Source organism: Caproiciproducens faecalis, assembly GCF_019448085.1.
GTDB lineage: Bacteria > Bacillota > Clostridia > Oscillospirales > Acutalibacteraceae > Caproiciproducens > Caproiciproducens faecalis.
In genome coordinates this window covers 24,793-38,855 of record NZ_JAGFNZ010000004.1, presented here as the reverse complement: position 1 = coordinate 38,855, position 14,063 = coordinate 24,793, and the positions used below count along the sequence as shown (strand labels likewise).

The 14,063-nt window shown below is 47.3% G+C and carries 14 protein-coding genes and 1 tRNA gene; 4 read left to right on the top strand and 11 right to left on the bottom strand.

Annotated elements, in window-relative coordinates; all coding sequences use genetic code 11:
• From J5W02_RS10585 to J5W02_RS10550, 8 genes are all read right to left on the bottom strand, one after another.
• Complete coding sequence (locus J5W02_RS10585; protein ID WP_219965667.1) at positions 1–1,179, bottom strand: SpoIIE family protein phosphatase; 1,179 nt, start codon at positions 1,177–1,179, stop codon at positions 1–3.
• Positions 1,176–2,888 carry a [Fe-Fe] hydrogenase large subunit C-terminal domain-containing protein gene (locus J5W02_RS10580; RefSeq protein WP_219965666.1) on the bottom strand — a complete coding sequence of 571 codons (1,713 nt, stop codon included), beginning with the start codon at positions 2,886–2,888 and terminating at the stop codon, positions 1,176–1,178. The genes J5W02_RS10585 and J5W02_RS10580 overlap by 4 nt, the downstream gene beginning before the upstream one ends.
• A gap of 1 nt (position 2,889) precedes the next feature.
• On the bottom strand, positions 2,890–3,162 hold the full coding sequence (locus J5W02_RS10575) for a (2Fe-2S) ferredoxin domain-containing protein (protein WP_219965665.1): 273 nt from the start codon (positions 3,160–3,162) through the stop codon (positions 2,890–2,892).
• 240 nt (positions 3,163–3,402) lie between these two features.
• Positions 3,403–4,203, bottom strand: coding sequence for a hypothetical protein (locus tag J5W02_RS10570; RefSeq protein ID WP_219965664.1), 801 nt, complete (start codon positions 4,201–4,203; stop codon positions 3,403–3,405).
• Positions 4,197–4,895: an ABC transporter ATP-binding protein gene (locus J5W02_RS10565; protein ID WP_219965663.1), complete on the bottom strand. Its 699-nt coding sequence runs from the start codon at positions 4,893–4,895 to the stop codon at positions 4,197–4,199. Before J5W02_RS10565 ends, J5W02_RS10570 begins: the two co-directional genes overlap by 7 nt.
• Positions 4,895–5,263, bottom strand: coding sequence for a GntR family transcriptional regulator (locus tag J5W02_RS10560; protein WP_219965662.1), 369 nt, complete (start codon positions 5,261–5,263; stop codon positions 4,895–4,897). The genes J5W02_RS10565 and J5W02_RS10560 overlap by 1 nt, the downstream gene beginning before the upstream one ends.
• Positions 5,264–5,423: 160 nt before the next feature.
• Positions 5,424–6,011 carry a hydrolase gene (locus J5W02_RS10555; RefSeq protein ID WP_219965661.1) on the bottom strand — a complete coding sequence of 196 codons (588 nt, stop codon included), beginning with the start codon at positions 6,009–6,011 and terminating at the stop codon, positions 5,424–5,426.
• A 75-nt stretch (positions 6,012–6,086) separates the two neighbouring features.
• Positions 6,087–7,337, bottom strand: a complete 1,251-nt coding sequence (locus tag J5W02_RS10550) for a [Fe-Fe] hydrogenase large subunit C-terminal domain-containing protein (protein ID WP_219965660.1) — start codon at positions 7,335–7,337, stop codon at positions 6,087–6,089.
• A 509-nt stretch (positions 7,338–7,846) separates the two neighbouring features.
• Here J5W02_RS10550 and J5W02_RS10545 point away from each other — a divergent pair.
• Both J5W02_RS10545 and J5W02_RS10540 read left to right on the top strand, forming a co-directional pair.
• Complete coding sequence (locus J5W02_RS10545) at positions 7,847–9,601, top strand: methyl-accepting chemotaxis protein (protein ID WP_255575694.1); 1,755 nt, start codon at positions 7,847–7,849, stop codon at positions 9,599–9,601.
• Positions 9,602–10,088: 487 nt separating this feature from the next.
• The gene (locus J5W02_RS10540) at positions 10,089–11,852 is read left to right on the top strand and encodes a methyl-accepting chemotaxis protein (RefSeq protein WP_219965659.1); all 1,764 of its coding nucleotides are present in this window, start codon (positions 10,089–10,091) and stop codon (positions 11,850–11,852) included.
• A gap of 89 nt (positions 11,853–11,941) precedes the next feature.
• Here J5W02_RS10540 and J5W02_RS10535 read toward each other — a convergent pair.
• Positions 11,942–12,016: transfer RNA gene (locus J5W02_RS10535), tRNA-Thr, on the bottom strand.
• Positions 12,017–12,288: 272 nt separating this feature from the next.
• Between J5W02_RS10535 and J5W02_RS10530 the strand changes: the two genes are divergently transcribed.
• The gene (locus J5W02_RS10530) at positions 12,289–12,678 is read left to right on the top strand and encodes a helix-turn-helix domain-containing protein (RefSeq protein WP_219965900.1); all 390 of its coding nucleotides are present in this window, start codon (positions 12,289–12,291) and stop codon (positions 12,676–12,678) included.
• Positions 12,679–12,800: 122 nt separating this feature from the next.
• Complete coding sequence (locus J5W02_RS10525; RefSeq protein ID WP_255575693.1) at positions 12,801–13,436, top strand: DUF4364 family protein; 636 nt, start codon at positions 12,801–12,803, stop codon at positions 13,434–13,436.
• A 77-nt stretch (positions 13,437–13,513) separates the two neighbouring features.
• Here the strand turns inward: J5W02_RS10525 and J5W02_RS10520 are convergent, their stop codons facing one another.
• Complete coding sequence (locus J5W02_RS10520) at positions 13,514–13,783, bottom strand: pro-sigmaK processing inhibitor BofA family protein (protein ID WP_330659743.1); 270 nt, start codon at positions 13,781–13,783, stop codon at positions 13,514–13,516.
• Complete coding sequence (locus J5W02_RS10515; protein WP_219965657.1) at positions 13,780–14,052, bottom strand: DUF2508 family protein; 273 nt, start codon at positions 14,050–14,052, stop codon at positions 13,780–13,782. Before J5W02_RS10515 ends, J5W02_RS10520 begins: the two co-directional genes overlap by 4 nt.
• Between the last annotated feature and the right edge of the window lie 11 nt (positions 14,053–14,063).

Genomic DNA, 14,063 nt, shown 5'->3' with positions numbered 1-14,063 from the left:
CTAATAGTAATATTTTTCAACTTTTTTTCCGAGCTGCTGCACAAGGGCGCACAGCTCCTCAATCAGTTTTATTTTTATGCTCAGGTCGGCCGGAAGGCCGGGGTTCTGGTGAGCAGGGTTGATTGCCCTGCCGATATAAACTTTCAGGTCGGTGCAGTCCTCCAAGAGAAGTTTGGCGAGCATTGCCGCACCGTTCGGCTGATCCAGAACGTGAAAATAATAGGAGTCGGTCTGATGGGACAAATAGTTCTTCAGAATTTCCACCGTCCGGCTGAGAGTCAGGACGCCCTCGGTCACAAGGTCGATCCCCTCTATTTTCCCGGTAGGCGGAACATCCGGATCAGCGTAATGAATTGTGGTTTCGATTTTACGGTTTAACACTCTGGAAACAATATTGGCACTGGTTCCTCCGCAGACAACCCTTTTCCCCGGAGAAGTCATAAAATTATGGACAATCCTGGCGTCGTCTTCCTTATGAACCGGCGGCCCGGAAAGAAGACTGACCACGCAGCGCGGGGTTACTTTGAGAATCAGGTCCGTGGAATCGTCCCCAGGTTTTCCCAGATAAAGCTCGTTAACAGCCTGAGACAGCGAAACCGCCAGCCGCGGCGCGGACGTTTCCTTGAGGGTCGTTTTGGCAAGCCACTCGGAGACATTCTCCCAGTTCCAGCCGAAGTTAAGCGCCTGCCCGACACCGGCGTAGACGATTCCGTCGCTGACCAGCGAAATTACGTCGCCGGGACAGACGGTGAAATGGGTCTCCGTTACAATTTTTCCGGCGCAGTCTTTGATTTCCGAGCAGCCCTCCAGATCAATCACCCTGCCGTTTCTTACAAAGATACAGGGGGGATTGTCAAACTCTACCAAAGAGACTTCTCCGCTGTCGGAGATTCTGATGACGCTGAAGGTAGAGTAGGCCAGTTTGCGGATATTGCATACCGGAAGGGTTTTGGCAATGGTCTCTACCGCCTCCACCAAGGTTGCGCCCTCTTCCAGCATGGTGGAGATAATGCTGCTGGTCAGGGTGGAAAGAATATTGGCCTTTACGCCGCTGCCCAAGCCGTCGGCCAGCACAGCAATGGTAGCGTCCTTTGTGCGCGAAATCACGACTTTGTCGCCGCAAAGTTCTTCGCCGAATTTGTTCAGACTTCGGTAAGCGGTGTCAACATGCATTTTCATTGTTCATCACCGTCAAATACAATCATATTTTTCAGTTTTGTAAGCGTAACCTTTGTTTCCGCCGTTGTTTCCCCCAGAAGGCTCGCAATCTGCTGCGCGGCAATCATCTGTTTGTCAATGACCTTCTGTGCCATTTCCATGGTTTCGCTGCGGAGCTTATACTTGCTTTCCAGTTCCGCTTCTTCACGGGTGATATCTTTGTAAATACCCATGGCAATATTTTGCTTTGCAATATACACAATCGTCTGCATGGTGGTCATTTCGTAATCCCTGAAATGCACCTTTTTGTCCGGAATGGACTGTTTTACATCAAATGCATACTCAAAATCGGAGGAATCCATAATCTCGTAAATGCATTTCTGCAGTGCCTCGTGACGGGAAATTCCAAACGCTTTCTCCGCCGCGGTATTGAATTCGATGATATTCAGGTCTTTATCAACGATGATGGTAATATTCGGTGTTTCTGTCAGCACACAGTTGGAGAGAGATTCTGCGCGTTCCTTCATATACGGCATACACATGGTAAGCTCTGCTTTGTTCTGGTAAACCGCCACCGCCTTGTCACGGCAGGTTGGATACCCGCAGGAACCGCAGTTGAGCTCATCCTCCGGCGACTCTTTACCGATTTTTGCGAGGATCATGCGAATGGTTGCTTCGTCCGGAATGTCTTCCCTTACGGAACAATCAACAAACCGCATCTCCATCGGAATCTGTTCCGGAAGATTGGGATATTCCCCCGCATCTTCCGCGGCGTAGTTTCTCACCTTCATGGAGGAGGAGAAGCGGGAAGCCGCGTCCCGGTTGGAGATCGGCCCGTTAATGCAGCCGTCCTTGCACATGTTGATCTCAATGAAGCAGTGCCGCAGATCTCCGCGCTCCAGCGCTTTGCAAAGGTCAATGCATTCCGCGGAGCCGCTCACGCTGAGCATCTTCCAGTCGCCCGTATCGCCCATGGAGCGAAGGGAGGCGATAATTCCGTCCGTTACCGGATACATCCGCAGGATTCTTGAGCTTGGATTGAGAAAGGACGCCGGCTGTGTGTCGTTGATAACCACATGTTCTTCTTCCAGCCATCCGGCCAGATCATCAAAGGTGATGACGGCATCCACATCATTGTTGTGGCGGATGTCGGCGGCCTCATCGATTTTCGCGATACACGGGCCGACAAAAATCACACGGGTGCCGTAACCGAAGATTTTCTTGAGTAGCCGGGCGTGCGCAATCATTGGAGAAACCACGGGGGCCATCTGGTCAACCAGAGACGGATAATAATGCTCGATCAGCCGGTTTGCCGAAGGGCAGCAGGTCGTGATGATGTTTTCCATCCGGTTTTCCTTTATCAGCCGGTGATACTCGGCGGTCACATAGGCCGCTCCCATGCTTGTCTCCGCCACACCGAAAAAGCCCAGAGCTTTCACAGCGCCCGCAAATTTCCGCACATCATCAAAGTCAAACGACCCAACATAGGACGGGGCCACGGAAAGAATCACTCTGGCTCCCTTTCCAATCATTTCCTTGACAGCCGCGACATCGCTGTTGAGCGTCTTGGCATTTTGCGGACACTGTTCCAGACAGGTTCCGCAGAGAATACAGTTGCGTTCAATAATCTGCGCCTGTGCGTGTTCCACTTTAATGGATTTGACCGGACAAACCTTTACGCATTTATAACAGTTTTTACAGTTTGCCGCCTTTAAACCGATAATCCCCATTTTATGTACCCACTTCCGCTTTACTAAGTAACTTGATTCTTTGTAAAATTTCATAGTTGAAAAATGATTCTGCTTCGGACGGAGTCACATTAAACCGTTCATTGTCCAAACAGATACATACGCCGTTTTTAGAGCATTCTTCCATACAGAACGAACCTTTGAGCGTAATTTTGTCTTCCAGACGATGAAACGCTATCAGCCTTTCAAAAATTTTGATGACGTCGCGCGAACCCTTTAGATGACAGGAACTTCCTATACAAATTGTAATTTCCAAGTCGCCATCCCTCTCAATCATCATTTGTTAATTTTTTAACGCATTATTATTATAACATGCTTTGGCTGTTTTCACAAGCAGTTGATCGATAAAATACCGTGCACAGAAGGATTCTATGGGCTGTTTTTATTATAATTTTTTTTACGGATGATTTCAATAGAGTTAAAGCATTTACAGTCCTTCCCAATTAAAAAGAAGCACGCCTTGCGGCGCGCTTCACAAGCTGTATTTGCGTTAAGCTTATTCGAGGTTTAATTTCTTCTTCAGAAGCCAGTTAGTCAGGAAATAGTACGCCGCTCCGAAAACAAACATATAAATCACCAGCGCAAGCAGAACATACTGAGCCGCCAAAACCTGGTCGGAAACGGCTGCCAGTCTGAGCGACTCAAAGTAACGGGAAATGGTTCCTTCAAAAGAGCTTGCCAGAACGGACGTAATGATCTGTTCGATGACGCCGAATCCCAGATACGCACCGATGCCGAGCAGAATCTTGTGTTTGGAGCTCAGGTTCCCGATGGTGATGGCGGCATAGATCGAAAGAACCTGGCTTAGGACGCCAATAACCATCAGCACCAGACTTTCCAGAAGGATCATATAGCCCCCTGGTCCCACTTTGTTAAGCAGATTGATACAATCTATAAATACCTGCTGGATAGTTACCATGGTTTTGTCGTTTGCCGCCAGTACCAAAATGGATACTAACGACGTAAGAACACTGAGCACCGCCCACATCAGGGACACAATCATTTTGCAGTCAATATGGGTGTGCGTTTTGACCGGCAGTGTAAAGGAAAGATACCCCTCATCCGACAGCAGGTTTTTGTTGTAGCGCTGAATGGTGACGACGAGCGTCATCACACAGATGCCGACGATAATCGCTACGAAAAGCGTAGCGGAAATTACCTGCGGAATTTTCAGATAGTCGGCGTTTACCGCAATAAAAAATTTATTAATCAGCGCAAAGACAATCAGCAGTGCGTACATCGGCAGAAAAATTCTGGCGGTCGCTTCTATTTCATATTTCAAGAGTTTTTTCAGCATTTGAATACCTCCCTGAACAGCGCATCCACGCTCTTATTTTCCTTTTCGCGGATATCGTCGACCGTGGAGGTCAGTACGATGTTGCCCTGATTGATGAAAATAACCTCATCCAGTACCTTCTCTACGTCCGCAATCAGATGAGTGGAGATAATAATGGTGGCATCCTCGCTGTAATTGCTGATGATCGTATCAAGAATGTAGTCCCTTGCCGCAGGGTCCACACCGCCGATCGGTTCATCCAGCAGGTAAAGCTTTGCTTCGCGGCTCATGACCAGAATCAGCTGCACCTTTTCTTTGGTACCCTTGCTCATGGTTTTTAACCTGTGGGAAGGGTCAACTCCAAGCCGGCGGAGCATATCATACGCCTTCTGCTTATTGAAATCCTGATAGAAATCTGCGAAAAATTCAATCATATTGTTGACGTTCATCCAGTCGTTCAGATAAGTACGCTCCGGCAAATAAGAGATCATTTTTTTTGTCTCTATCCCCGGCTCCATCCCGTCGATCAGGATTTTCCCGCTGGTCGGTGTAATCAGGCCGTTTGCCAGCTTAATCATGGTGCTTTTGCCGCTGCCGTTCGGGCCGAGCAGACCGACAATTCTGCCCTTCGGCACGGTCAGGTTGACCGAGTTCAATGCCAGACATCCGGGGAAAAACTTCACCAGATTTTGGCATTCCAAAATATTCTCCATTATTTCTCCTCCTCCGATGTCCTCTCAAGCAATGAAATCGTTTGCTGCCTGTCGTAGCCCAAATTGCCCATATTCTCTATGAATTCTTTAATCAGTCCCTGAGCCAGACTGTTTTTTGTCTGCATAATCCGCTCCACATCCTCCGTTACAAATCTGCCGCTTGTACGCTGTGAATATAGTAAACCGTCACTTTCAAGCTGAGCCAGTGCGCGCTGCATCGTATTGGGGTTGACAGAAGCCTCCCCAGCCATGTCGCGAACCGACGGCAGCTTTGAACCGGCAGGATAAACTCCCGACACAATCATTAGTTCTATCTGTTCAATCAGCTGTGCGTAAATCGGTCTGTCGGATTTCAAATTCCAGGCCATGGACCTACCTCCATTCTGTATTATTGTACTAGTAACTTAATACAATAATACATCATATTTTTATTTTGTCAAGGGTTTACGAAAAAAATAAAAAATAAAAGCGCCGGGAGAAATCTCCCGGCGCAGATCAAACAGGAATAGGCAACCCTGTTTTCAGTTCTTATTTCCCGTGGATCATCGAAGTCCCTTTTTCACAAAGATAGGTGCTCTCCAGATCCGCCAGATGCAGCTTTACGGCAATGGGATATTTCTGCCACGCCAGACCGATGGAAAAGCTGCCGCCGCGAACCGACTCGTCAAAGCCGCCCATGTGCCATCGGATGGCAATCGCTTCGCTGGTTTTCAGCCGCATAAACCGTTCGATCAGAAAAACCGACTTTTCTCCGTGACCATACGGATAACTGTCCTCTATGGAATAGTACGGGCGCTTTTCCCATGCGCCGGTCTCTTCGTTTTTCACGTTGCGGGTACTTTCCTTATAAAACTGAGCCTTGCACACATCATGCAGAAGTCCGCAGATTGCAAAGCTTTCTTCACTGTCCGTCTCCGCGCTGAAGTGCTTGTTCATCATTACCTGATAAACGCTGACACTGTGCTGCACAAGCCCGCCCAGACAGGCGCAGTGAAATTTGGTGCTTGCGGGCGCGGTGAAAAAGTCGGTGGATTTCAGCCATTCCAGCAGCTCTGAGCTGCCCGCCCGTGTGATCTTGGACGTGTATATTTTTTCAAAGTCTTCTTTGTATCCCATAATAATGCCCCCATCTATGATATGTTCTTATTATATCATAGAAGAGGGGGCATTCCTAGTCACAAATCTAACTTCTCAGAATTTACGGGTAAAGATGTCGCTGTTTTCAATCAGACTTTCCACGGTGTCAAAGCCCAGCCGATGCAGCAGTTCAATCACATAGGGATTGTCTATCGGGGTCTGGTAAGCGGCTTCTTCCCCGTACTGATTCACATTTTCGCGGCCTTCCTCACGGGGAATCAGCGCCTTCGGCCCGCCGACGCAGCCGCCAACGCAGCCCATGCCCTCCAGGAAATTCGCGTTGATTTTTCCGGCAAGCAGGTCGTTAATCATTGCCTTGCAGGCGGGTACCCCGTCCGCCTGATAAGCGTGGACGGTGATTTTTCGGTCAGGGCTCAGCCGTTTGGAAGCGCTCTGAACCGCTTCGCTGACACCGCCGCTTCTGGCGTAAATTCTTCCCGCGCGGGAGGAGTGGTCCCGCTCATCCTCCGGCAGTTCGGCAAGATTCAAATTTGCAAATTCAAAAACATCCTGTATTTCCTGGAAGGTCAGCACAAAATCCGTGGATTCTGAAACATCAGGCTCACGAGCTTCCGCCTTTTTGGCAATACACGGCCCAATAAACACGGTAAGAGCGTCCGGGTGCAGAACTTTAATCGCACGGCCACAAGCGGCCATGGGAGAAACCGCGCCCGGCACATGGGGCATCAATTCGTGGTATACCTTGCGGATCATGGCGATCCACATGGGGCAGCAGCAGCTGGTAAGCTGAAAATCAGTCTCCTTAACAATATTTTTATTGAATTCAAGCGCTTCCTTCAGAGTCAGGATGTCCGCAAACAGCGCAACCTCAACCATGCCGGCAAACCCGAGCATCTTAAAGGCTGTACGAAGCTTGCCCGGAGTAACATCCTTGCTGAACTGGCTGATAAAAGCGGGCGCAATCATCGCGTAAACCGGAGCCTTGGCTTCGTGCACAGCGGCAAGCGCAGGTAAGATATCACGGCTGGCCGTCAGCTTTTTCGCCTGACAGCTTTCAATGCACTCTGAACAGCCGACACACAGGTCTTTATTAATCTGCACATTTCCCTTTTCGTCCCTGTAAAGTGCGTCAAACAGGCATTTCCCTTCGCAGGCCGCTTTTTCACTGTCCGAACAGGCACACTCGCCAATGCGGAGTACCGGCGCATATTTTTCCGGATTCAGCAGGCAGTCGAGATGATGGGGATCAAATTCCTGTTCCCGTATTTTTTCAAGTTCCTGCGGTTCTCTGTTCTCTACCGAAGCTTTTACCAGTCTTTCGTACAACTCGTTAAATGTAGTCATATTGTTTCCTCCCGTCCTGATTTAGTGTATCCGCAAGATACATTTTCAATCATTTTGCACTTCTTGGGTTTCTTATGGCAAGATCATACCATATGCCCGATATTTTTAAAAGGGATATTTATAATTTTCGGATTATTTTCTCCCATAATCTGCTAATATTTTTGATTGAATTTCCGATATAAGAATTGTAGATGTTTCCGCAGCGGGAAATATCTGCTTATTAATGATACCCGAAATTTGTCATAGCCGACATCCATTCGTGTGTATATCAGGAATATTCCACAGCTCTTTGCTGTTGCTGCGGCGGGCACTGCAAAAAAGCACGGAAATTTAGGGAGGATATGAAAAATGAAGTTCAGAAAAAACAGTGACAAATAGTAGTCTGATTTTTTTGAATGGCCTATCCATTCGAGTGTATAGCATTTGCAGATTCGTGGGAGGGGGTTTCCCATAAATTCTGCGGGTAACGCCGGTAGCGGGAAAATGATTGAATTGAAAGGAAACAAGAAATGATTAAAAACATGAAACTCGGTAAAATCCTGATGCTTGCTTTTTTAACGGTAACACTGATCTCCAGCTTAACCGGAATCTTTGGCCTGTTTCTCATGGTAAATATGAGTGTTCACTACAATACAGCTTTGCAGGATTACGGTTTTGCACAGGGCGACGTGGGGCGGCTGAACGCGGAATTCAACAACAGCAGCTCGCTGATGAGAGATATTATTTTATACACCAAAGAGGAAGACATCAAAAATTCAAAAGAGCAACTGGATAAATCGATTGCCAATATGGACACCGATTTAAAGGCTGTTGAAAAAACCATTTCCACAGATAAGGAAAAAGGATATTATAAAACCATTGCCGACAGTATGTCCGCCTACAAAGCGTTAAGAAACCGGGTTGTCACACTGGCCGAACGAGACAACGACGAAGACGCCCAGTCCATGCTGGTTTCCGAAGGTACCGGCGTTGTACAAAAAATGGGAACCGCGATCGACCAGCTTCTGAAATCCAAAACATCCTCCGGCGGCGAGATTTCCTCTTCCCTGAGCCGGCAGACAACCTTCGCCGCTATTGCCATTGCGGCGGTAATCGTCGCCGCGCTGCTGCTTTCCGTTGGGATTGCCGTCAAGATTTCAAGGGACATCAGCAAACCCGTGAAGGAAATGTCCGACGCTGCAAAAAGGATGGCGGAAGGCGACCTGAATGTAGAAATCGGATTCCAATCAAAAAATGAAATCGGGGAACTCGGAGAAGCCTTTGCAACATCAGCCGCGACAATCCGGGGATACATTTCCGATATCGGCAAAATTCTGGGTGAGATGGAACGCGGTAATCTGGATGTACAAACTGATCTGGAATATATCGGCGATTATGCAGAGCTGAAAAATTCGCTGACGGGAATTATTGAATTTCTGAACGACACCATGACTCAGATTAATCAGGCCGCCGAACAGGTGGCAAGCGGCTCGGAACAGGTCTCCGGCGGCGCACAGTCACTCGCACAAGGGGCTACGGAGCAGGCAAGCTCTATTCAGCAGCTGTCTGCATCCATTACGGAAATCTCTTCTCAGGTAACCACAAACGCCGCCAACGCTATGAACGCAAATGAAAATGTCGGAATTGTCCGTACGGAAATCAACACCAGCAACGGACATATGAAAGAAATGCTGGAAGCAATGACTCAGATCAATGACTCTTCCAGCGAAATCGGAAAAATCATCAAGGTAATAGAAGACATCGCATTCCAGACCAATATACTGGCTCTAAACGCGGCTGTGGAAGCGGCCCGTGCCGGAGCGGCCGGAAAAGGCTTTGCCGTTGTTGCGGATGAAGTCCGAAATTTGGCAAGCAAAAGCGCCCAAGCCGCGCAAAACACCACCGCTCTCATTGAAAATTCCCTGCGACAGGTTGAAAGCGGGACTAAAATTGCCGATGAAACGGCAAAGGCTTTGCTGCGGGTAGTGGAAAGCACGGACAATGTGTCTGAAACGGTGAATCTGATTGCTACTGCCTCCGCCGCACAGTCGGACGCTATTGCACAGGTTACGCTGGGGGTTGACCAGATATCCAATGTAGTCCAGACAAACTCCGCTACGGCCGAAGAGAGCGCCGCCGCCAGTGAAGAGCTTTCCGGCCAAGCACAGACGCTCAAGGAGCTTGTCGCGAAATTCAGCCTAAGGGGACAGAACTCTCCTCTTGATCCAGAAAGCACAGGCTCGGCAGAGACGGAATCGGACACCTCTATCACCGATTTTGAGTAAATATTTTTCCCCCGACTGTGTGGACCGAACCAGAGGAAATAGGCAGTGGAAAAGAAGTCCTTTCATAGGATATCGTAGAATTACACCGGCTGGCACCGTTTTTCGAATGGTGTCAGCCGGTATTTTCGTTGCAGGCGGTTCCAAGCTCTTTCCGCGTCTTTCCTGCCTCTCGCATGGCTTGAATCTGATCTTCCACCGTAGCTATTATTTTGCACTTCTTGGGTTTGTTATGGAAAGATCATATCACACAGCAAATTAAAGTAAATAGAAATTTTTAACATTATTTACCAGTTAATTTGATTAATTATTTTCCTCTACTTTCCGATATAAGATTTACTAATATTTCCGCAGTAATGAGAAACCAGATCAGAAAAAAATTACTCGTGTATGGTGTGCTTGCATGGAGTGGACGCAGTCCAGTTTGTCTGATCCGGGAACTCAGGTCTGGCTGCAGAGAAATAGGAAAACGATCAAGGAGGACAAAACAATGATGAAAAACATGAAAATCGGTAAAATGTTAATGCTTTCTTTTTTAATGGTCGCACTGATCTCCAGTTTAGCGGGGATTGTCGGATTATTTGTCATGCTGAACATCAGCACGAACTACAGTGCTGCCCTGTCAAACTACGGATTTGCACAGGGGGATGTGGGACGGTTAAGCGCAGAATTCAATAACAGCCGCGCGATTATCCGTGACATTATCATTTACACGGATGAAGCCAACATCAAAAAAACTGCCGAAAGCCTGGACGCATCCCTGGCAAAAGTTGATAAGGATTTGGCAAGCGTACAGAAAACAATACAAAATGGTACGGAAAAAAATTATTTCGATGCTATTTCGGAGAATATGGCCGCTTATAAAGCCTTAAAAGACCGCGTTGTCACTCTCGCGAAGGAAAATAAAAACGCGGAAGCCCAGACACTGCTGATATCAGAAGGAACCTCCGTTCTGGAAAAAATAAGCTCTTCCATCGACGCATTGCTGAATTCTAAAACGGCAGCAGGCAGTGAAATATCCGCTAATCTTTCCAGACAGAAAAGCTTTGCCTTGCTCGCCATCATCGCCGTCATCGCCATTTCATTCTTTATTTCTCTCTTCATCGCCATAAAAATTTCGAGAGACATCAGCAATCCGGTGAAGGAAATGTCGGAGGCCGCCAAAAAAATGGCCAAGGGTGACCTGAACGTGGAAATCGGCTTCCGCTCTAAAAATGAAATTGGCGAGCTGGGAGAAGCTTTTTCAAAATCAACCTCATCCATCAGAGCGTACATAGCGGATATCACCAAAAATCTGGGAGAAGTGGAGCGCGGCAATCTAAACGTAACTACCGAGCTGGATTATATAGGCGACTATGTGGATTTGAAGGACTCATTTTTTGGAATCCTTGCTTTTCTAAACGATACCATGACCCAGATCAATCAGGCTGCTGAACAGGTTGCAAGCGGTTCAGAACAAGTCTCCGGCGGCGCGCAGTCGCTCGCACAGGGCGCAACCGAGCAGGCCAGCTCCATTGAAGAACTTTCCGCTTCGATCACTGAAATTTCAGCGCAGGTTAAGGACAACGCATCCAATGCCGTCAATGCGAGCAAGAATGTCCTTCTGGTCAGTTCCGAAATAGATACCAGCAACAAATATATGGACGAAATGCTCCTCGCAATGACGCAGATCAATGATTCTTCCAGCCAGATTGGAAAAATCATTAAAACAATCGAAGATATTGCTTTCCAGACAAATATTCTTGCCCTGAACGCGGCCGTGGAAGCGGCGCGGGCGGGAGCCGCGGGAAAAGGCTTTTCCGTGGTGGCAGACGAAGTCAGGAATCTGGCAAGCAAAAGCGCGGAAGCGGCAAAGAACACCACCACTTTAATTGAGAATTCAATGAAGCAGGTAGAAAACGGAGCAAAAATTGCCGATGAAACCGCTAAATCGCTTCTCCGTGTAATTGAAAGCGCGAATGTTGTTACGAAAAACGTGGAACATATTTCAAAAGCCTCCGCCGCACAGTCAGATGCTATCGAGCAGGTCACATTAGGGGTTGACCAGATTTCAAGCGTTATCCAAACCAACTCCGCTACGGCCGAAGAAAGCGCCGCCGCCAGCGAAGAGCTTTCCGGTCAGGCGCAGACGCTCAAAGAGCTTGTCGCAAAATTCAAACTGAAGGGGCAGAGTTCCCCTTTCAGTCCGGAAAACACAGAAAGAAGTGAATCCAGACAAGACACCTATCTGGCCGATTATAAACAGCACTGTTAGCACTGTCGAAAATCCCGCTGCCGTGTGTTTCCACACGGGCAGCGGGATGATACCCATAAAAAAATATCCGCCGAAATCAGCGGATATTCTGGAGCTACTGGTCAGAATCGAACTGACAACCTGCTCATTACGAATGAGCTGCTCTACCATTGAGCCACAGTAGCATATTTAGAAAGGACAGTATGACCTTTCACCTTTTAACATATCATCTGTCTTTCTGTACATACTATGAACGGAAAAACAGGGCTGAGCAGCCAACTAAAACATTATACAAAATCAAATTGCACACGTCAAGAGCTAAACAAATAAAATTTCGCTTTATAGATTATTTTTTCTGTGAATTAATGTCACGTTATTGCCGTGATATCATTATATAATTATATAATTTTGATTATTACGAGCATTTTGACATTTCTGTATAAAGGTGGTGTGACCTATTATTGAAAAGATCCATATAAATGAAAGGTTACGCGAATTACGAATAAAAAGCGGATACACTCAAGTTCAGATTGCAAAAATATTAAACATTGACCGTTCAACCTATTCCTATTATGAAATTGGAAAAACAACACCCGATATTACCGTGCTGATGACCCTTGCAAAGGTTTTCAACATTGCAATAAATGATTTACTTGCCGATGAAGGTACCCCTGAAACAGTGGCGGACAGCGGAACAAAATCCAATTTTATTTACAGTAAAAAGAATACAAGCCATATCTATGAACTTTCCAGCAATGAAAAAATTCTGGTCGGTGTGTTCCGTTCCTGTACCCCGGAACAGCAGCAAGAAATTCTGAGCTATCTAAAGGGTACTGTAAAAAATTAGCGGGAGTCCCCGCAATCCGGATTGAAAGAAAGTCGGTTGTGTGTTAAAATAATATTAGTACATGTCACGAGTCAAAGTCAAGCCTGCTCCGGCGATTGAGGAGTGCGTTTGCTTTGGCTTTTTTGTGTAGAGTAAAATATCCGCTGGAGGTGCTGATTATGGGTTTTGACGCTTTTACCGGAGGGGTTGAACCGGGCGGGCTTCGAAGTAAAAACGAAATACGTATTTTAATCTGCTATTTGCTGTCAAGTCTGGATGCACCGCTCTCAAAAAATGATATTTTGAATATCATTCAGGACAACGGCCTTGCCAATTATTTTGAGGTCACCGACGCGCTTGCGGAACTGACTGAAAAAGGGAATGTGATCGTAAGCGGAGAAAACGGCGAACTTTGTTCCGCGAGCAGTACTGCCCGCATGATTGCCAAACAGCTGGACAAGGCTCTCCCCCATGTTGTTCGTGACAAAGCGGTCGCAGCTGCGATTAACCTGCTGGCCAGAACAAAGCGTGAACGGGAAAACAAAGTGGAAATTACGAAAACAGAGCGCGGATACAATGTTGTCTGCCATATTTCCGGCGGCGACATGGATCTGATGAATTTCACCCTGCATGTACCGGACATGTACCAGGCGAACATGGTGAAAAACAATTTCCACCAGTCTCCGGAAAATGTCTACCGGATGCTGCTGGCGCTTGTTACCGGAAACAGTGAAATGGCGGCCGACATACTGAAAGACCATATGGCGGCGCTGAAATAAAAAAAGGCGGCAAAACATCCCTTAGCCTGACAAAGAAAGAGAGTTTTCACACGCGTGAAAACTCTCTTTCTTTTGTCTCATTTTATAATCAGGTTTAAAAGCAGAAGCATAGTCACCCCCGGTATACCGGCTGCACCGGATACCCCGATGGTGAGCGGACTGAGCGGCAGGCTGACCCCTGTAAAAAATCCGGTCAGGTTTACCGCAGCCAGCGCGCAAAGGCCCATGATGACACCGCCCAATGCACGCTGCACGGGTTTTTTCGCTCTGACAATGATCTGAATCACTACCAGAAGCGCAAACACTCCGCACAGGGAGAGCAACAGAATCAAATTGGGCAAAATCACACCCCCATTTCCTTACATTTGAAAGGGGCACAGCTGATTCCCCGCTGTTTTGCCAGGTTCAGCAAATATTTGTAACGGGAATGAAGTTCTTCGCGCTGAAAAATACAGGCGTCAATCAAATTTTCGTCACATTCCAGTTCAAACCAACAGTCGTTGCAAGCAATTAAACGGCAAACTTCCTTGATTTCTTCCACAATTTTCTTTTTATCTTCATTTTCCTGAACGGCTGCGCAATCTGTGCGCTGCACCAGTTTTAAAACAGATTCCATACTAACAGCTC